Genomic DNA, 18,693 nt, shown 5'->3' on the forward strand with positions numbered 1-18,693 from the left:
TCAATGGTGCAGGGAGGCTGCTCTTGGCACGCCTAGGGTCGAGATCATGAGCGTGAACCAGGACTCCCACCGCGTACGGATAGCCGCTGCCCCGGGAGAGGGGGCGGTCATCGAGATCGACGGCCACGACGTGGCCCATGCGGTGGAGGCGTACCGGATCACGCAGACCGTCGACGAGGGCCCCGAGGTCACGCTGTATGTACAGCAGGGTTGGCGCGGCCTGGAGTTCGACGGGTTGGCCGAGGTCGTGGTGGAGCCTGCTGACGTCCGGCAGGTGGTGATTGGATTCCTGGATGCCGTCGACTGGCGGAGACTCGACGAGGCGGTGCTGGATCGAGTCGACCTCGACGGCAAGCCGGGTGAGTTGACCCGCGGAATGCTCGCGCAGCTCAGGGAGTGGGCTGCGAGTGCTTGACCAGTCGGCGATAGCCCGATTCGCCGAGCGTCATCTGATGCTCGACAGAGTCCAGGTCAGTCGTGGCAACGGCGAGGACATGCTGGACCCGGAGACCGGCGACCTGGTGCCGGCGCCACCGCTGATCGTCTATGAGGACAAGGGGGGCCTGTACGCGCATCAGGAGCGGATCCGCAGCAAGGGCTCGGGGCAGGACGGCGCGTACGTCCAGGAGGTGCGTGCTGGCTACCGGCTGCTGCTTCCTGTTGAGGCTCCGGAGGTGTGGGAGAACGACACCGTTCTGATCGTTGAGGCCCGTGACGAGCAGGCCGTCGGCCGTTCGTACCGGGTGTCGGCGTTGGGTGAGGTGTCGTCGTTCCCGGTGCTGCGCACCGTGTGGCTGGAGGAGCACAACCGGAATCCGGTGGCGCAGTGAGCGGCGGAGTCTTTGAGGATCCGTCGCAGCTGGCCGCGGTGTTGGAACGCGGTGGGAAGGCGGCTGTCTCCGCGGCGGAGGTCGCGATGCGGCACGGTGCGAAGGCCCTGGTGGTGGAGGTGCAGCGCAATGCGTCCGGTCGGCCGGGCCCGCGGGTGATCTCTGGCAGGTACCGGGCATCGTGGCAGTCCGACGTACATCGGGCCGGGCCTGTGATCGTGGGCGAGGTCGGCACGAACGCCCCGCAGGGCCGCCGCTTGGAGTTCGGATTCGTCGGCGTCGACAGCCTTGGCCGCCACTACAACCAGCCGCCGTTCCCTCACCTCGGTCTGGCCGTCAACGCCTTCGGGCCGCTCCTTGTACGGGAGTTGCACGGCGCGGTGTCGAGGGCGCTGTGAGCGACATGAGCAACAGCCTGGAGGACACCTTGTCGGGCGTACTCGCTGAACATGAGCGGGGATTGCTTGCCCGCGCCGTCGTGGTCGCTGAGGTCCTCGATGAGGACGGGGCGCGGAGCCTGTCGATCCTGACCACGCCTGGGGTGATGGAGTGGGATGCGCTCGGCCTGTGCCGGTACGGGGTGCTCAGCATCGAAGGGCCTGCGGCCGCGTACTTCGCTGGAGGCGAGCCGTGATCGACCGTGCGCCGGCGAGTACGGCCCTGCGTTCCATGCTCTCCTCAGCAACTGGGAAGCCCTGCGGTCTCGGCAAACTCCCTCTCCTCGATGGAAAACCCGCACCACTGCCGTACCTGGTGTTGTATCCGCAAGGCGGCCCCGTCGATGGCGCCCCGCTCGCCGACAGAGCGGAGGATGCACACCTGAGGTACCAGGTAACGGTGGTCGCGGCTCGTACGGATCAGGCTGAGTGGCTCGCGGACCGTGTCCGGTGCGCGGTACTCGATCGTCGACCCACGGGCGAGTGGGAGCAGCCGATCACTCCGGTCGACATGGACGTGTGGGCACGGGAGTTGCTGGTCGATGAGGGTATCGACCCGGCTGATTCCGCTAACGGCGTGGTGACCTGTGTGCAGCGGTACAAGCTCTCCGTTACGGCCTAGCTTCTGCATCGTTAGGCGCCAGGTATGAAACGGGCGCTGGTCCTGCGGATCAGCTGTCGCCTCTCCGCAGCGGGACGGGGGCGACGTCACCGACGCCGCCCCCACATCCATCCGCAGGCTTTCCTAAGCAGCAGGGGCAGTGTCCGCTCCACGCCCGGCAAGGTGCTGCACGACTCCCCATGCTGCCCAGTCAGCAGGACTGTCGTCCTCCCAGGCGCCAGCGTGCGTGCTGTTGACGGGCGCGCCGGTGTCACCGAAGTGGATTGCGATGCGGATGGCGAGGTGCTCGACAGCCTTGATGAGGAGGGACGGGCTGTCTTTGATCTCTTCCAGCCAGTGCAGTGCGATGGCTGCACCCTCCGGCTTAATGTCGAACGCTGGCGAGGTGAGCCACCCGAGGTCTGTCTCCTGCACCGTCACCGGTGCCGCTATGGGGACAGCTGCTCGGCGGTGCACGGTTATCCCATGCGCATGGGTGGCATTCGGGCCCACAAAGCCGATCTCGCGGCGCACGCGTTCGACGGCTCCCCCTGCGCCGGTCCCAATGCCCCAGTACAGCACTCCGCGATCGACAAGGTCGACGGCAAGCTCGTCCACGAGTCCGTCTACCCAGGCATAGAGCCCCGCTTGTCTATCGTTGTTCGCCACGTCGAGCGGAATTGGTTCCCATCCGAGGCCCAGCTCGGCCAAGGCGAGCGTGACGGCTCTCGGCGTGGTCAGGTTGAGTGCCACGGGCGCGGTGAACGTTGCCAATATGCCACCTCCGCAAGGAGTTTGAGTCGATCTGGTGGTTATAGCAGGGGGCACTGACAAAGAGGGACACTGCGCTCGCTCATCGCTCAGCCCTTCCCACGAGACGAACTACACCATTACGTCTTCCCGCGGTTACTTACCTTCCAAGCGGCAGTCATGGCTGCCAGCCGTTTCCCTGCAGACTCGGAGGCCCGGGAGCAAGTACCTCGGGCGCAGTATGGTGATCTACGTGCAGGTATCCGAGCTCGCTACTTGAGTGAGCACGCCTGCATCCTCACCGCGGAGGCCCCGCGCGGACGCCCACCCGAGACCGGGATGGGCCGGTTCCCCGACACGTCGTCGAGGGACGGGGCCACCCCAACTCGCGTGATCTGGCTGCCGTCCCGGAATCGGACAGCAGACCTTGCAGGTAAAGAAGTTCTCCCGGCGCGGAGTGACCCGCGTCCTGTGGCTCAAGACCGTCGCCGACACCGGCCACGTCCCCACCCGCGCCGAGCTCACGGCCGGCACCGACCTGACGGATGCGATCGCGGCGATCGACGGCTGGACACTCCAGAACCAGGCCATCGAAACCCCCGACCTCGGCTCGACGTTCGAGTCGAAGATCCCCGGCACCGATCAGGCCGACGACTCCTCCCTCGGCTTCTACGAGGACAAGGTGTCCGACGAGATCGAGCAGCTGCTGAAGAAGGACGACACCGGCTGGGTCGTCTTCCTCCGCAAGGGCGACGTCGCCGGCTCCCGGTCCATGGACGTGTTCCCGGTCCGTATCGGCTCACGGTCGCCGAACTATTCGACGGACAACGAGGCCGCCAAGTTCACCGTGAACTTCTCGATCACGGAGAAGCCAACCCAAGACGCCGCTGTCCCGGCCGCCACGGCGCCGAAGGTCGAGAAGTGATGCCGGTGGCCACGGAAACCAAGACCGCGCCTGCCCCGCCGGCCAAGGCTGTTGCACGAGATGCGCACTGGGCGGCCAAGCTGGCCCGGCTCCGTGCCCGGCAGATGCCCGAGTACACGCTGGTGATCTGCGACGACCAGGACGCCAAGCGGCACCTGGACGAGACGCTGCGAGATCTTGCCCGTTGCCGCATGGCGGATGCAGAAAACGGCCGGGAGTACAGCGATGCGACGGCGAATGCCGAGGCGGAGGTCGAGACCGCACAGGAGATGTTCGACTGCGTCGCGGTGGAGTTGACGTTCAGGGCGCTGCCGCGGCCGATCTTGGACGGGCTGATCAAGAGGTTCCCTCCGACCGAGGCGCAGGCTGAGGACGGGGACGCGTGGAATCCGGAGACGTTCCCCGCTGCTCTGATCGCTGCCGCGCACATTGAGCGGGACGACGAGCACAACGCCGTGGAGGGCATGAGCGAGGAGGATGCGCAGGATCTCCTCAACTCGTGGCCGGTTGCAGAGTCGAACGCGCTGTTCGCGGCGGCGTGGCAGGCCCAGCAGATCGTGCGCACCAGCACCGTGGAGCTGGGAAAAGGCTGATCACGGACGCACAGCTTCGTGCCGAGTTGGAGCTGTGCGACCGCTGGGGCATTCCGCATTCGCAGTTCCTTGGTGCGGGTGATGGCCGCTGGACGGAGCTGGACCGGGCGAAGGCCCTGTCGTTCGTGGCGTATCAGCGGACGGTGTGCGATCAGTGCGGGACTCGGGCCGCGGAGTGGGACGAGGAGCAGGGTGGTGACCGGTTCGCGTACGTCACCACGAGCGTGCGCTGCACCGGCTGTGAGCTGATCGCGCACGAGCAGGACCAGGTGCCCGACGGCCCGGATGGATACGGGGTGCGGATCGGCCTGGTGCCACGCGACGTGCCGTAGCGGGTGGTTGAGGGTGACAGGGGGCTAGGAGGAAGGGGCGCGGGGAGGTAGGGGCACCGGCAGGTGTCGTCGTACACGCTCAGCGTTCAGGCGCGAGCGGACTTCTCCCATCTCCTGTCGGAGATCCGGCAGGCCTCCCGGGCCATGCGCGGCCTGGGCCGCGACACCGCCACCCTCAACCGGCATCTCACCCAGATCGGGGCCGGTGCCCGCGGATCGTCTACCGGTCTGCGCGCGCTGACCCGTGATTCCGATCGTGCCCGTGCCGGGCTGCGCCGTATCGGCGCGGACGGGCACGCATCGATGCGGCAGCTCCGCCACGGACTGCTCGGCGCCCGGCAAGAAGCGCATCACCTGCGCGGCCTCCTGGTCGGCGGCGGCATCGTCGCCGGACTCGCGGAGATCGCGAAGGAAGGCAACGAGTACCAGCGGGCCATCAACAAGTGGGGCGCGGTCACCAATGCCAACGGCCAGGAGATGGTCCAGGCCGCGGCCAAGGCCCGTGAGCTCGGCGCCGATCTGAAGATTCCCGGCACGTCCGCTGCGAAGGCTGCGGACGCGATGCTGGAGCTGGCGAAGGCGGGCCAGACCTCCACGTCGTCGATCGCGAATGCGCGGGCGGCGATGCAGCTCGCCGCCGCCGACAACCTCTCGGCAGCGGACGCGAGCCGGTACCTCGGCGACGTGATGGACCAGTTCGGTCTGTCGTCGAACAACGCAGGTCGGGCAGCGGACGTCCTTGCCGCCTCGGCGAACGCTGCGTCCGGCGGGTTGCAGGACATCTACTACGCGATGTCCTACACGGGCCCGGTCGCGGCGCAGTTGGGCATCTCGATCGAGGACACTTCGGCTGCGGTGGCGATGCTGGCCCGTTCCGGCATCCTCGGCTCGAAGGCAGGAACGTCGCTGCGCGGCATGCTGACGAACCTGGCCAAGCCGACCGCGAACATGCGCAAGGGCCTGGCAGAGCTCGGCATCGAAGCCTGGGACACGCAGGGCAACTTCAAGGGCCTGCGGACGGTCATCGAGGGCTTCGAGCAGGCCCAGCACCGGATGTCGCAGAAGGATTTCCTGGGGGCGCTCGCAAACGTCGTCGGCAAGCCCGCCCTCGCCGGGGCTTCAGCCCTCGCACATCAGGGTGTCGAGGCGTACGACCAGATGCACACGGCGATCGCCCGCACTGGGGCGGCGGAGGAAATCGCCGCCTCCCAGACCAAGGGGCTGTCGGGCGCGGTCACCCAGCTCAAGACGCAGTGGAAGAACACCGGCCAGGTCCTCTATACGGCTGCCGCTCCGGCGCTGGAGAAGGTGACGCGGCTGGCGACGTCCGGCCTGCAGGCCGCGACACCGCCGCTCGCGAAGGCGATGGACTACGCCCGCGACCTGTACACGCTGGCCAGGCCTGGGCTTTCGTCGGCGGCAGCATCCGGTGTCGACGAGCTGACCGACGCGTTCAGCGGGATGGCGAAGCCGCTGAAGGAGCTGACGTTCGACGCCGCAGCGGCGGGTTTGAACGTCCTGGTCAACGGCGGCCGCGCGCTGATCGAGATCCTGCGGAACGTCGGCTCCGCCGTCTCCCCCGTCGCCGAGGCGATCGGAGACCTGGGAGACGAGTCGGACGTCGGGTCGACCGGGCTCGACATGGTCGTCGCGGCCCTGAATCTGGTCTCTTCTGCGGCCGGCACGGTCTCCGGGGTGCTCGTGCCGATCGGGCACACGGTCGCCTGGCTCGTTCAGGGGTTTGCTGCTCTGCCCGGGCCCGTACAGACGGCGATCATGGCGATGCTGCTGGCCCGCCGAGTCACCCCCACGTTCGTGAACCTGGGCCGCACCGTGTCCGGCCCTGTGACGGGAGCCTTCCGGTCCTTCGGCGACCAGATGCGGGTCCAGCAGCAACTCGCCGCCGCATCCGGCCAGTCCATCGGCCGCGTGGGGCAGGCCTTGGCTGTCCTACAGATGCGGATCCCCGTTGTCGGGCAGATGGCGGCCGCGTTCCGGAGCGCCTCCGGGCCGGTCGCCGGTCTGACGCGGGCCATCGGTACCGGGCTCGGTGGCGCTGCCCGCGGGCTGATGGGCGCGCTCGGCGGGCCGTGGGGTGTCGCGATCGCGGCCGCCGGTGTTGGCCTGTCGATGCTCGCCTCCCACCAGCAGAAGGCAGCCCAGGCGGCGGCCGAGCACCAGTCTCGGATCAACACCCTCACCCAGGCGCTGCGGGACTCCAACGGGGCGGTCAACGACAGCGTCCGTGCCGCGGCCGCGCAGTCGATCATGGACACGAAGGTCTTCGACGGGAAGAACCGGCTCGTCGAGGTCATGTCGAAGGCCGGAGTCTCCGTCAGGGATCTCACGGAGGCCTATCTCGGGCAGGACGGCGGTCTCAACGCGCTCCAGAAGCGAATGAACGAGACGGCCGAGGCCAACGTCGAGTGGCTCGCCACTCAAGGTGGTGCGGCGAAGGCGTACAACGACCAGGGCCTGGCCGCAGCGCGGGCCGCGGATGCGCTTGGGTCGGTCAAGGGCGAGATGTCGCAGGCTGTCAAAGACGCCAAGGATCTCGCCGATGCCACCGGATCCGGAGGTCGCTCCGCAGCAGACGCTGTCGGCCCGTTCGGGAAGTTCTCCGACGCGATGCGTCGCCTGTCCGTCAACACGGCCGACGCCGACACCCGGGCCCGCGCCCTCCACGATGCCTTGAACGTCCTGGCTGGCGGCTCGGTGAACCTGTCCGCGGCGGAAGCCCGGCTGAACCGGTCCGTGTCGGATGCTGCGGAGTCGTTGAAGGGCGGCGTCGACCAGGCACAGGGGTACAGCAAGTCCCTGCTGAACATGGACGGTTCACTCTCGACCGTCACCCGCAACGGGCAGAAGCTCTACGACCTGCTCCAGGGCCTGTCAACGAACTCCGCGGACGCCGCGTTGGCGGCCTACCAGTACGCGGAGGCGAACGGGAAGTCCGTTCCGGAGGCATTGAAGGCCGCACAGGCGCAGATGGCCACCGCCCGCGAGTCCGCGATCGCCACCGCGCAGGGCTACGGGCTCACCGCGGAGCAGGCCGGGAGGCTCGCCGACGCTGCCGGGCTGGTGCCGGAGCAGGTCTCCATTCTGCTGCAGACGGCCGGCATGGACGAGGCGATGGCGGAACTCATCGCTGTCCAGCAGGCGTTGAAGGCCACCCCTGACAACAAGACCGTCACCATCGCGACCCTCTCCAACGAGGCCCGCGAGGACTTGGAGAAGCTCGGCTTCAAGATCAAGGATCTCAAGGACCGGCGTGTGCAGATCACCGCCCCGACCGACATGGCACGTACGGATCTGGACGCGCTGATCGCGAAGATCGCTCAGACCCCTGGCGGTAAGCACGTCAAGGTCACGTCCGCGGCACAGGAGACGATCGCCAGTCTGGAGGCGGTCAAGCAGAAGATCGCCGGAGTACCCAGCGGCAAGACCGTCACAGTCAGCGCGCCCACTGGCGAGGCACGGCAGCAGCTCGAAGCCCTGGGCATCAAGGTCACCGACATCCCGGGCAGCAAGAACGTCACTATCACGGTGCCCACCAGCGGGCCCGTCTCGGCGGCAGGGAGCATCCAGAGCGCAATCAACGGAATCACGGGCCGGACCATCGGTGTCGGCGTGTCCCTCAGAGCCACGAGCTGGGACCGGGACGCCAACGGTGTCCCGGACATGATCCAGGCACCGCAGGCCCGTGGCTCTGTCCTTGAGTTTTACGCGAACGGTGGCGTTCGCGAGAACCACGTCGCGCAGATCGCTCCGGCCGGAGCGATGCGCGTCTGGGCGGAGCGGGAGACTCAGGGCGAGGCCTATGTGCCTTTGGCGTCGAGTAAGCGGCCCCGCAGCAAGGCGATTGTCGAGGAGGTCGTCCGGCGTTTCGACGGGGAGGTCACCTGGTACGCCGATGGCGGCCTGTCGAACTGGTCGTACCAGCCCCTAGGGGGCTCGGGCTTCTCTGTCTCGGACGTGGTCTCGAAGTCGCAGCGCAAGGGCAAGGGCGGCAAGGAGCACTTCGACCTCGGCATGTTCGAGCGGAACCTCCGTAAGTCCGTTCGTACCGCCTCGGCCTGGCACAACGACCTGGCGACCGTGTCCCGTCGCGCGGGAACGGATGTGGCCAAGGCCCTGGAGGAGATGGGCGAAGAGGGCGTCGCGCTCACCCGGAAGATGGCCCGCGGGTCCACCAAGTACGTGAAGTCGATGGCCGCCCAGCTCACCAAGCTCGCAGGCACCGCCAAGGCAACGTTGGGCGACTACACCGGGCAGCTCCAGAACGCGGTCAAGGACTCCACCGCCTTCCAGAACAACCTCGCCAAGCTGGCCTCCAGCGGCTACGGCGCGCTCGCTTCTCGGCTGGCGGAGCAGGGCGATGAGAACGCTGAGGCGCTCGCCGCCCAGGCCGTGCGCGACAAGAAGAAGGCGAAGCAGGCCAACAGCGCGGCCCAAGGCGCGGGCAAGACCCTCGACTCAGATCAGCTCGGCGACTTCGTAAAGCTCATCGGCGCCCTGGCCAAGGGCCGCGGCATCCATGCCGTTGCCGAGTCGACGGGGATCGACGAAGACCGGCTCATCGAGATCGCCAACCGCTCCAACGGTCAGATAAGGAAAACGGGCAAGGCGGACCGGTTCCTCGCCGACCTGGTGAAGGCCAACGCTGGGAAGGCGTACGCGAATGGCGGCCTGTGGGAGCCCGGCGTCTATCCGCCGTCGGGGAATGGGCTGATCAAGTTCGCCGAACGCTCGACGGGCGGGGAGGCGTATCTGCCTCTCGGCACTGCCAAACGTGGCCGGGCGACGGCCGTGCTGGGGCAGGTCGCTGACCGGTTCGGCTACGGACTCGCGCCGAAGAAGCTGATCGACGCGGCAGGCGGGAGAGCTCGGGTCGTAGTCATCCACCAGGCGCCGGCCATCGGCAGCCAGACCATCCACGTCGCCCAGACCGGCGCGACCGCGCGCGACATCGCATCCACGGTCGCCTACCAGATGCGGCGGGCGAAGCGCGGAGGCGTCTTGCGATGAGTACCGCTGAACTGAAGGATTTCCAGCTGGACTTCGGTGGCATCGTCCTCGGCCACGACACCGCCATCCCGATCGCGGAGATCGAAGGCCTCGGCCGTCCGGGTACGCGCGGCGAGCTGGTCGAGCAGCCCGGCGCGGACGGCGCATGGGCGGCACCGGACTGGTACGAGGCCCGCACCTTGCGCATCGATTGCGCGATCAAGACCCCTGGCGATCCGGCCGCTGCCCGGCAGGCCCTCGCCGACCTGGAGACGGTCGCCGACGACAGGAAGATCCGCACGGTCGGCGGGGCGGTGATGCCGCTTCGCATCAAGTGGCCCGGCTCTCCGGTGCGGGTCCTGTACGGGCGGCTGAGCAAGCTCGAACCGTCATGGGAGAAGGCCGCCTTCGGCTGGGTACCTCTCGATGTTGAGTTCGTGGCCCCGGATCCTCGTTACTACGCCGACTTCGAGCAGGGAGCGCAGCTGCGGCTCGGGTGGCTGTCCGGCGGCGGGTTCACCGCGCCGGTGCAGGCGCCGATCCGGGTCACCAGCGGCAGCCCGAACGGCCAGAGCCGCCCAGGTTGGGTGACCAACGGCGGTGCCATCGACGCGCATCCGGTGATCACTGTGCACGGGCCGTGTGCGAACCCCGTCATCACGCACGTCGGCACCGGCCGTTGCGTTGATCTGCCGGTCACGCTCGCCGCCGGCCAGTGGGTTCGCGTCGATACCCGGCCCGGCCGGATCCGCGTGACCCGTGAGAACGGTGGTACTGCGCCGACCACATCTCGCCTGGACACGTTCGTGCTCCCGCCGGGGCGCAGCGAGATCCGCTGGACCGCTTCCGATCCCACCGCCACCGCGCGCCTCACCGTGGCGTGGCGCGACGCCTACATAGCCCTCTGAACCGAAGGAATCCGTACACCGATGACGCTCGCGCAAGCTCCCCTGCTCGTCGACGGAGCCACCCACTCCGCGCAGACGTTCCGCATGATGATCAAGGACTTGAGCCGGGGTGGTGAAGGCATCACCGAGGCTGCCGATCTGAAGGTGACGCCGCTTCCCGTGCCCGGTGCGGGCGTGCAGGTCGCGGACGGGTCGGCGGTGATCCGCGGCAAGGCGAACATGTGGCAGGGCTCGTACACCGCGTACAACATCGGTGTCGCGTCGGTGCCGGTCGCACCGACTGGTGCAACGCCGCGCTCGGATTTGATCGTGCTGCGGATCACGGACCCGGAGTTCGAAGGTGGTCTCGATCCGGCGAAGGACCAGATCAACGTCTTCGACGTCATCCCCAATGTCGCTGGCACCGCCACCGCCGTTCCTGAGGGCGTCACGGGGATCGCGATCGCGCGCCTCGACATCCCGGCGAACACTGGCACCATCACGGCGGCGATGATCCGCGACCTTCGCAAGGTTGCCAATCCCCGCCGCGAACGCACCCTCTACACCGCGTATCCGAGCAAGCTGACCAAGGCATACAAGGACGATGACAAGTGGCATAACTGGCCGCCCGAGGCACGCTGGACGATCCCGGTCCCGGACTGGGCCACCAAGCTGATCCTCACCGTGACGATTGCCGGGCTCCGTATGGACTTCGACAGCCTCTACGGGTATCTCCAGCCGGTCTTCGGCACCATCGAGGGCCAGGACACCATCGTGGACGACAATCAGGGCAAAGTCGTTCGCCGGGGCACAGCTGTCGTTGCCGACACCATCACCCTGCCCGCCTCTTACCGGGGCACCAGCCAGGCTCTGTACCTCCAGGCCAAGATGTCGAAGGACTGGAAGGGCGACCTCGGCGCGGACTCCGGCACCAGCATCATCGCGGACGTGGAGTTCACCGAGGGCCCGGTGTGACCTACCGCTACCTCACCCAGAACGCTCTGACCGGCGAGTGGCTGTCGCCCCACCTGCCGCTACATGGCGTCGAGTTCGGACCTGAACTCAACGGGCCTGGCCATCTGCAAGGGACGCTCTCGCCACGGTTGGCGTGGCTGCACCCTGAGCTCGCGGATCCGGGTAACACGCTCATCTACGCCGAGCGGAACGGGCATCTGCGGTGGGGCGGGCTCATCTGGCAGGCGGAGCCCGACGGTAACGCGCTCAAGGTCGAAGCAGCAGGCTGGTCCTCGTACTTGCACAGCCGGCACGACCTGGACGGCGAGCTCGGCGGGCGCGGCCCGTACATTCGAGCCGATCCGTGCAAGGTTGCCCGGGACATCGTGGCCTACGCCCAGTCCATCCCCGATGGGAACCTCGGCCTGACCGTCGACCCCACGGTGTCGAAAGCGACGGTCGGCACCCCGGCCGAGCCGTGGCACTCCCGATGGTGGGAGACCCCGGTCTTGGGCGAGCAGCTCGATGACCTGGTGAAGGGGCCGGACTCCCCCGACTACACCTGCACGACCTGGTGGGACAGCAGCCGTCGGCCGGTGCGACGCATTCAGCTCGGCTATCCGCGTCTCGGGGCCCGGCGTACGGACATTGCGTTCTCGAGCGGCATCAACATCATCGACAGCCCTCCGGTCACCTACAGCGCGGACGAGTACGCGCAGGTCGTTATTGCCACCGGCACCGGCGAGGGCCGCTCCCAGCAGCGTGCCATCGAGGCCGTCCGCAACCGCAGGCTGCGCCTGGAGCGCGTCCTGGAGCTCCCCGAGGTACGCGGCCGCGACGTCCTCGCCCAGCGCGCGAAGGCGGAACGGGCATGGCGGCAGGTCCTCGGTCAGGTCGAGGAGATCACCGTCCGCGACCACCCCTCCGCGCCCATCGGCTCCTGGCAGATCGGCGATGACGTCCGGGTCACCGTCCGCGACCCGTGGACGAACTGGTCCGGCTGGTGCCGCATCACGGGCTTCACCATCCGCCCCGATACCCAGGCCGGCGAGACGGCCACGCTCCAGCTCGACCCGGCGGGCGCCCACCAGTACGGCACCGCCGCATGATCACCCTCAAGGAACATCGCTTGCCCACCGACATAGGTACCCGTCTCGCCCGTCTGGAGAAGCTCCTGCGGAGCGCCGTCCGCGCTCCCAAGCTGGTCAACGCCAGCATCGAGAGCGGCGCGGTCGACGTGTACGACGAGAGCGGCTCGCTGCGCGCGGTCATCGGCCAGCAGCCGGACGGCACCAGCGGCGTGGTCGCCGTGAACGGGCCGCGCCCGCCGACCCCGTCCGTGCCAGAGGTGGAGTCGGTCCTCGGTGGGCTGCGCATCACCTGGGACGGCGGCTTCGCCGACGCCGAGGCTGCGCCGCTGGATCTGTCTCGTGTGCAGGTTCATGTCCTGACGTCGGCGAGCGCGGTGCCGGATGCACGATGGCCCTCGGCGACGATCGAGGCCGCGTCGGGTGCCTCGGTCACTGTCGCCGTCAATCACTACGGCCCTGTGTGGGTGCGGCTGGTCGCGGTCAACACCTCCGGCATCCCCAGCCTCACCTCGGATGCCGTCCGCACGATGGCCCGCCGCGCCGTCTCGGGCGACCTGGGCAACGGAGTGATCCAGCAGGGCCACATCGCGGTCGGCGCGATCGCCACCCCGCATCTGGCGGTCGGCTCCGTCACCCCCGACCAGCTCGCGGTGGGCCAGGGCACCAATCTGATCCCGGATCCCGGGTTCGAAGGGGCGGCCACCGCCAACACCGTCGCGGCCGGCGGGGCCGCGTGGTCGCTCGCCCCCGGAAACCGTACGGGCGTGGGCATCCGGCTCGACTGCACGGCGGACACCCCCACCTACTTCACGCTGCCGCTGGCGACCGTTCCGGTGCTGGCGGCCTCGCAGCTCTTCCTCGGCGTCGATGTCCTGGCCTCCGAAGGCCATGCCGCTCAAGGCGTGAAGATCCTGGCCCGGTGGGAGACCACGGCGGGCGAGGTGCTCGGCTACGGCGTCGCCGAACAGGCCGCCCCTGAGGCGGGTGTGTGGCGGCGCGTGACAGGGCAGGTCGCCGCCCCGCAAGGCACGACTCGCGCTGTCTTGTGTCTGGAGGCCTCCGCAGCCACGGCCGGATGGTGCGTGTTCGACAACGCCGAGGCGCACACGATCTTCGGTGATGCCACGGGAGGTGCCCGCGCCGAGATCGGCCCACGCGGTCTTCGCCTGTATGACGAAGACGGCGAGGAGGTCGTGTCGTTGGTCTCCGGTCAGGCCAACTACCTGACCTTGCATAACGGTACGACGCGGGTCGCCGCGATCGGCTCCACCGGCGACGCCTCGTTCCAGAACCTCAACGTCGCCGGAACGGTCACCATCGGCGGCGACGACCTCGCCACCCTCAACAACGGGCCACGCGGCCTCGTCGCCATTGACTGGATGGCAGCGTCGGTCAAGACCACCACCGGCACCGAGATGGGCTACGTCGAGCTGGCCTTCGACGCCGAGGCCGGTCGCATGTACCGCATCGCCTACGACGGGTCCGCGGAGTGCTCTGCCGCAGGGGGTTCCTTGGTGCTGCGGCTGCGCTCCGGCTTCGCCGCCGCTCCTCTGGTCAAGTCCACCCAGCTGCAAGAGGCGCGCTTCCCTCTTTCACAGACCGCCCGCCGTCATGTCCGACTGGAGTTCACGGGCATGTGCGCGCCTGACGATCTGATCCGCCCCGGACGCAACCGGCTGCTGCTCTCGTTCACCAGCGACAGCGGCGCTCCCGCCGGCCAGCAGGTGACGTTGACCGGGGCCAAGGGACGCCTGGGACAGATGACGGTGGAAGACGTCGGCGAACAGGTCGCCGAGACCGGCGTCTACAACACAGGCGGGGCGGTGGTCCCTGACCCGCCCGTCAAGGTCACCCGCACGTACAAGGCCGCCTGGTCCGGTAGTTACGCGAACCGGTCCGGCTACAACAGCTACTACGGCAGCCAGATGGTCGGCGGCTACTTCTCGTCCAACAACGGCGTCCAGGCCGCGTTGGTGGGTTTCGGTGGCAGCCTCGCCTCCGACCTGTCCGGCGCGAAGCTGCTCAAGGTCGAGGTGTACCTGTACGCCAACCACTGGTACTTGGCCTCCGGTGGCACCGCCGTCCTCAAGGCGCACGGTCACGCCTCCCGGCCGGGCAAGTTCTCCGCCGATCAGAGCGACTCGAAGACCATCACCGGCTGGGCCCGTGCCAGCGGCCGGTGGGTCGACATCACGTCGATCTTCGACTCGACGACGTTCCGCGGTATCGCGGTCGACCCGAACACCACCAGCACCATCAGCTACGGGAAGTTCGACGGCGTGGGCAGTTCGCACCCTCCGCAGCTTCGCGTCACCTACATCAAGTAACCGGAGGAACAAGCACCTGTGGCCGCCCAGTACGGAGACCTCGTCACCAACGGCACCTTCACCACCGGCACCACCGGCTGGTGGTCCGGCGACCCCGCCATGGTCACCCTCAACGCGCCCGGCACGGGCCTGGAGGCAACCGCCACCACCGACGCCGCCAATCTGTGGGATGCCCCGTTCGGGCAGGACAACATCACCCTGCGCCCCGGCTGCACCTACACGCTCACCTTCACCGCCCGGGCCAGCCAGCCCGGCACCACGCTCCGCGCGCAGGTAGGCCTCGGCGCAGCCCCATGGACAGCCGGAGTGGACCGTACGGTGACGCTGTCGGCGGTGGACACGCATTTCGTCCTCACCTTCACCTCGCCCCTCGACACCGCAATGGGGCAGGTGAGTTTCCAGTTCGGGCAGGGAACAGCGGTCACCGTCTACCTGACCGAGGTCCGCCTGACCTGCTCCACCGTCCGCGAAGGCTTCTACGCCGACCCGGATTCCAACGCCGCGAAGTGGGTCGCCGCGAACCCCGCCGATCCCCGGGCCGCGAAGATTGCCCGCTCACTGGTACGGCGTCCGACCGCGAAGTGGTTCGGTGACTGGAACAAGGACATCCACGCCGACGTGGACGCCTATGTGACGGCTGCGGCAGCGGCCGGTCGGCTGCCGATCCTGGCGGCCTACAACATGTTCAACCGGGACAACGGCGGCCAGTCCAGCGGCGGGGCCAAGTCGCCCGAGGAGTACCGCACATGGATCGACGCCTTCGCTGCGGGCATCGGCGACCGCCCGGCCCTGGTCATCGTCGAACCGGACTCCCTCAGCCAACTCGGCAGTCTCCCCACAGAAGCGGCGCGAGCAGAACGGACCGGCCTCGTCACGTACGCGGCCAACGCGCTCGCCGCGTGCCCTCTCGTCCGCTCCTACCTCGACGGGGGCAACGCCACCTGGATCAGGCCTGACGACATGGCCGCCCGGCTCGCGGCAGCCGGGGCAGCCAGCGCAAGGGGTTTCGCGATCGGTGTGGCGAACTACGACTCCACCGACGTCTCCTGCATCTACGGGCACCAGGTCGCCCAGGCCCTGGCCGCACTCGGCGTGCCCGGTGCACGGTTCGTCATCGACACCTCCCGCAACGGCAACGGCGCCATGGACGAGAACGGACAGCACGTCGACTACTGCAACCCGGCAGGCCGCCGCCTCGGCGTCCCCTCCTCGATCGGCGTCGGCGGCGCCGAGTATCTGCTGTGGATCAAGGTCCCCGGAGACTCCGACGGCATGTGCGGCACAACGCCCACTACTCCAGCTGGTTCGTTCTCCCCGCTTCTCGCCGAGCGCCTCGTTGAAGGCCACTGAGCAGCGCAGGCACAGTTCAGGTCTCCGGTGTTCGACGAGTGTGAGGCTTCGAGTGTCGCGGTGGATATCGCTTGGGACGGCGCCGGGGGGGCGAACAAAACGCTGTAGCTGTGTCACTGAGGCTGGCCCGGCGACGCACTCCCGAGGCGATCACGTCAGGCAAAACCGTGCCGTCCCAAGTGATCACGATGGCGCGGGGCCCTGAGTCAGTGGAGGAAGATCAACCGTTCGGCGAGTTCGTCGACAGGCCCCCGGGGATGTTGGCGTAGACCTTCAGATCCTGGACGAACGCGAAGCCATGGTGCTCGTCGCGGGACCGGGCGACCTGTTCAGCCAGCTCCGGTGAGAAGCCGGGCAGAGTGGCGAGAATCGCGACCGGTACGTGATTGATGTCGATGAGGCCGCCATCATCGAACTGCTGTGGGAGATCCGGCCGGCCGATCCGCAGCTCTCGTGCGAGGGCGGGATCACGTTCGAGGATGCTTCGTGCTTCGGCCCGCTGCTGCCGACGCTCAAGGGCTGCCCCAACAACCGGATCCGCACCCCCAGACGCAGTGCGGCTGGCCCCACAGCCGGCGGTTCGACGAGCCGTCGCGAATCATGAACGTCGCCGTGAGGCCGTCGCCGATCAGCAGGGTGATCAATACCGCGCCGGTTGCGCCCCTGCCTGAATCATTCGGCGCACCGCTGAGGGGCAAGGCGACAACCGTCATGATCAGCGTCACGACGGCACTGACGTTGAGAGGGCGTGACCGGAGTCGGTGCGCCGCCCACGCGAGGACGAACATCATTCCCAGCCCGAGCGTGAACAGCGGGATCAGCGCCCACAAGACGCTTCCCCTGGGGCTCATCCTCCCGGCCGGGAGATCAGCGTCGCTCATCCTCGGACCTGCTTCCGAGGCCACCAAGGAACGTGCCACCAAGATCGCAGCCGTCGGTCACAAGGTTTCCCTGACGAACGGCTGCTAGTGCCGTGACCGGGAAGGTTCACCGGGTTGCTGCTCGCGGGGGTCGCCACGGCATCAGTCCTCCGTCTGGTGGAGGCCCGCACGCGGCCGAGGCCCGGACGTGGTCGGCTAGAGGCAGCATCATGCGGTGACGGCTCGGCTTCGCTCACCGACGGCAGCACGGCGAAAGGAGCGGCCATGACCAGCCGCACAGTGCAGGACCGCCTGTTCATTGGCGGGGACATGGTCACGCCCGCCTCGAAAGACGTGATCGAGGTCATCTCCCCGGTCACGGAGGAGCGGATCGGTACCGCTCCCTCATCGACGCCTGCCGATATCGACCGAGCAGTCCGCGCGGCACGCGCCGCCTTCGACGATGGCCCCTGGCCCCGCATGTCTCCACAGGAGCGCGCGGACGCGCTGGGCCCGTTCGGCGAGTACCTGCGCGCACGTGTCCCCGAGATCGCTCAGCTGATCACCACGGAGATGGGCTCACCGATCAGCTTCTCAAATCAGCTCCAGGCACCGATTCCCGTGATGGTTTTGGACTACTACCGGGAACTTGCCGCGACGTTCCCCTTCGAGCAGGATCGGGCAGGTCTCAGCGGTCCCGCGCGGATCCTTCGGGAGCCGGTGGGCGTCGTGGGGCAGATCGTGCCGTGGAACGCGCCGCTCATCCTGACGATGGTGAATCTTGCTCCCGCCCTGATCGCCGGCTGCACCGTCGTGCTGAAGCCCGCGCCGGAGACCCCGCTGCATCCGTACCTGCTCGCCGACGCTGCCATGGAGGCCGGTCTGCCCCCGGGGGTGCTCAACATCGTGCCCGCCGACCGGGACAACAGTGAATCGCTCGTGCGGCACCCGCTGGTAGACAAGATCAGCTTCACGGGCAGCTCCGCCGTAGGGCGGCGGATCGGCGCGCTGTGCGGCGAGCAGTTCAAGCGCGTCACCCTCGAGTGCGGCGGGAAGTCGCCCGCCATCATCCTGGAGGATGCCGACATCGACAGCGTTGTGCCCGCCCTGATGCCGTACGCGATCATGATGTCCGGCCAGCACTGCCTGGCACAGACCCGGATCCTCGCTCATCGCAGCCGCTATCAGCAGGTGGTGGATGCGATCTCGCAATCGGCTGCTGCGCTGCGGGTCGGCGATCCGGATGACCCCTCGACCGAGGTCGGCCCCCTGGTGGCCGAGCGCCAGCGGCGGCGGGTCGAGGACTACATCGCCGGCGGGCGGAAGGACGGCGCGACGATCACCGTCGGCGGCGGCAGGCCCGCGAGCCAGTCGACGGGCTGGTACGTCGAACCGACGATCTTCGCTGACGTCGACAGTTCCATGCGCATCGCGCAGGAGGAGATCTTTGGCCCGGTGCTCGTCGTGATCCCCTTCGACGACGACAACGACGCGGTCCGTATCGCGAACGACTCGAAGTACGGCCTGTCGGGGAGCGTCTGGACAGGCGACCTGGACCGGGCCATGCGCATCGCTCGCCGGGTACGGACGGGGACCCTGACGCTGAACGGGTACCGGATCGAGTTCGCTGCCCCCTTCGGCGGATACAAGGAATCCGGGATCGGCCGCGAGTTCGGGCCCGAGGGTCTCAGCTCGTTCCTGGAGTACAAGACGATCAACTTGCCGGGCGACCTGCTGCTGTGACCGCGT

The 18,693-nt window shown here is 68.1% G+C and carries 18 protein-coding genes; 15 read left to right on the top strand and 3 right to left on the bottom strand.

What is annotated here, in order from left to right; genetic code table 11:
• Window positions 1-46 precede the first annotated feature (46 nt).
• The 5 genes from ACFY10_RS45130 to ACFY10_RS45150 are packed head-to-tail and all read left to right on the top strand — an operon-like array spanning window position 47 to window position 1,889.
• Window positions 47-415: a hypothetical protein gene (locus ACFY10_RS45130; RefSeq protein WP_390671196.1), complete on the top strand. Its 369-nt coding sequence runs from the start codon at window positions 47-49 to the stop codon at window positions 413-415.
• Window positions 408-830, top strand: coding sequence for a DUF6093 family protein (locus ACFY10_RS45135; protein ID WP_390671197.1), 423 nt, complete (start codon window positions 408-410; stop codon window positions 828-830). Before ACFY10_RS45130 ends, ACFY10_RS45135 begins: the two co-directional genes overlap by 8 nt.
• Window positions 827-1,228 (top strand): HK97 gp10 family phage protein, encoded by a 402-nt coding sequence (locus ACFY10_RS45140; protein WP_390671198.1) that lies wholly within the window; start codon window positions 827-829, stop codon window positions 1,226-1,228. The genes ACFY10_RS45135 and ACFY10_RS45140 overlap by 4 nt, the downstream gene beginning before the upstream one ends.
• 5 nt (window positions 1,229-1,233) lie before the next feature.
• On the top strand, window positions 1,234-1,464 hold the full coding sequence (locus ACFY10_RS45145; RefSeq protein WP_390671199.1) for a hypothetical protein: 231 nt from the start codon (window positions 1,234-1,236) through the stop codon (window positions 1,462-1,464).
• A complete protein-coding gene (locus tag ACFY10_RS45150; RefSeq protein ID WP_390671200.1) occupies window positions 1,461-1,889 on the top strand; it encodes a hypothetical protein in 429 nt (142 codons plus the stop codon). The genes ACFY10_RS45145 and ACFY10_RS45150 overlap by 4 nt, the downstream gene beginning before the upstream one ends.
• 123 nt (window positions 1,890-2,012) lie before the next feature.
• Here the strand turns inward: ACFY10_RS45150 and ACFY10_RS45155 are convergent, their stop codons facing one another.
• Window positions 2,013-2,642: a hypothetical protein gene (locus ACFY10_RS45155; protein ID WP_390671201.1), complete on the bottom strand. Its 630-nt coding sequence runs from the start codon at window positions 2,640-2,642 to the stop codon at window positions 2,013-2,015.
• Window positions 2,643-3,045: 403 nt separating this feature from the next.
• On the opposite strand from ACFY10_RS45155, the gene ACFY10_RS45160 reads away from it, so the two are divergent.
• The 9 genes from ACFY10_RS45160 to ACFY10_RS45200 all read left to right on the top strand — a co-directional run bounded on the left by ACFY10_RS45160 (window position 3,046) and on the right by ACFY10_RS45200 (window position 16,084).
• Window positions 3,046-3,543, top strand: a complete 498-nt coding sequence (locus ACFY10_RS45160) for a hypothetical protein (protein ID WP_200682388.1) — start codon at window positions 3,046-3,048, stop codon at window positions 3,541-3,543.
• Window positions 3,544-3,548: 5 nt separating this feature from the next.
• Window positions 3,549-4,136 carry a hypothetical protein gene (locus tag ACFY10_RS45165; RefSeq protein ID WP_390671202.1) on the top strand — a complete coding sequence of 196 codons (588 nt, stop codon included), beginning with the start codon at window positions 3,549-3,551 and terminating at the stop codon, window positions 4,134-4,136.
• Window positions 4,137-4,162: 26 nt separating this feature from the next.
• A complete protein-coding gene (locus ACFY10_RS45170; protein WP_390671203.1) occupies window positions 4,163-4,468 on the top strand; it encodes a hypothetical protein in 306 nt (101 codons plus the stop codon).
• 63 nt (window positions 4,469-4,531) lie between these two features.
• On the top strand, window positions 4,532-9,496 hold the full coding sequence (locus tag ACFY10_RS45175) for a phage tail tape measure protein (RefSeq protein WP_390671204.1): 4,965 nt from the start codon (window positions 4,532-4,534) through the stop codon (window positions 9,494-9,496).
• Window positions 9,493-10,383 carry a hypothetical protein gene (locus tag ACFY10_RS45180; protein WP_390671205.1) on the top strand — a complete coding sequence of 297 codons (891 nt, stop codon included), beginning with the start codon at window positions 9,493-9,495 and terminating at the stop codon, window positions 10,381-10,383. The genes ACFY10_RS45175 and ACFY10_RS45180 overlap by 4 nt, the downstream gene beginning before the upstream one ends.
• A 21-nt stretch (window positions 10,384-10,404) precedes the next feature.
• The gene (locus ACFY10_RS45185; protein ID WP_390671206.1) at window positions 10,405-11,337 is read left to right on the top strand and encodes a hypothetical protein; all 933 of its coding nucleotides are present in this window, start codon (window positions 10,405-10,407) and stop codon (window positions 11,335-11,337) included.
• Window positions 11,334-12,425, top strand: a complete 1,092-nt coding sequence (locus ACFY10_RS45190; RefSeq protein WP_390671207.1) for a hypothetical protein — start codon at window positions 11,334-11,336, stop codon at window positions 12,423-12,425. Before ACFY10_RS45185 ends, ACFY10_RS45190 begins: the two co-directional genes overlap by 4 nt.
• A 20-nt stretch (window positions 12,426-12,445) precedes the next feature.
• A complete protein-coding gene (locus ACFY10_RS45195) occupies window positions 12,446-14,734 on the top strand; it encodes a hypothetical protein (RefSeq protein WP_390671208.1) in 2,289 nt (762 codons plus the stop codon).
• 18 nt (window positions 14,735-14,752) lie between these two features.
• Window positions 14,753-16,084: a glycoside hydrolase family 6 protein gene (locus tag ACFY10_RS45200; RefSeq protein ID WP_390671209.1), complete on the top strand. Its 1,332-nt coding sequence runs from the start codon at window positions 14,753-14,755 to the stop codon at window positions 16,082-16,084.
• Between the two features lie 220 nt (window positions 16,085-16,304).
• Here the strand turns inward: ACFY10_RS45200 and ACFY10_RS45205 are convergent, their stop codons facing one another.
• Entirely contained in the window at window positions 16,305-16,565 is a 261-nt protein-coding gene (locus ACFY10_RS45205; RefSeq protein ID WP_390671357.1) for a ComEA family DNA-binding protein, read from the bottom strand.
• Window positions 16,566-16,596: 31 nt separating this feature from the next.
• Window positions 16,597-16,914, bottom strand: a complete 318-nt coding sequence (locus tag ACFY10_RS45210) for a hypothetical protein (RefSeq protein WP_390671210.1) — start codon at window positions 16,912-16,914, stop codon at window positions 16,597-16,599.
• Window positions 16,915-17,229: 315 nt separating this feature from the next.
• On the opposite strand from ACFY10_RS45210, the gene ACFY10_RS45215 reads away from it, so the two are divergent.
• Window positions 17,230-18,687 (top strand): aldehyde dehydrogenase, encoded by a 1,458-nt coding sequence (locus ACFY10_RS45215; RefSeq protein WP_390671358.1) that lies wholly within the window; start codon window positions 17,230-17,232, stop codon window positions 18,685-18,687.
• Window positions 18,688-18,693: the final 6 nt, after the last annotated feature.

The sequence above is a fragment of the Streptomyces sp. NPDC001401 genome, assembly GCF_042895385.1.
Classification (GTDB): domain Bacteria; phylum Actinomycetota; class Actinomycetes; order Streptomycetales; family Streptomycetaceae; genus Streptomyces.

Excerpts from the sequence above, each read along its gene's own strand:
- ACFY10_RS45215 (WP_390671358.1), top strand. The coding sequence starts at position 17,230 with ATGACCAGCCGCACAGTGCAGGACCGCCTGTTCATTGGCGGGGACATG.
- ACFY10_RS45185 (WP_390671206.1), top strand. The coding sequence starts at position 10,405 with ATGACGCTCGCGCAAGCTCCCCTGCTCGTCGACGGAGCCACCCACTCC.
- ACFY10_RS45130 (WP_390671196.1), top strand. The coding sequence starts at position 47 with ATGAGCGTGAACCAGGACTCCCACCGCGTACGGATAGCCGCTGCCCCG.
- ACFY10_RS45180 (WP_390671205.1), top strand. The coding sequence starts at position 9,493 with ATGAGTACCGCTGAACTGAAGGATTTCCAGCTGGACTTCGGTGGCATC.
- ACFY10_RS45145 (WP_390671199.1), top strand. The coding sequence starts at position 1,234 with ATGAGCAACAGCCTGGAGGACACCTTGTCGGGCGTACTCGCTGAACAT.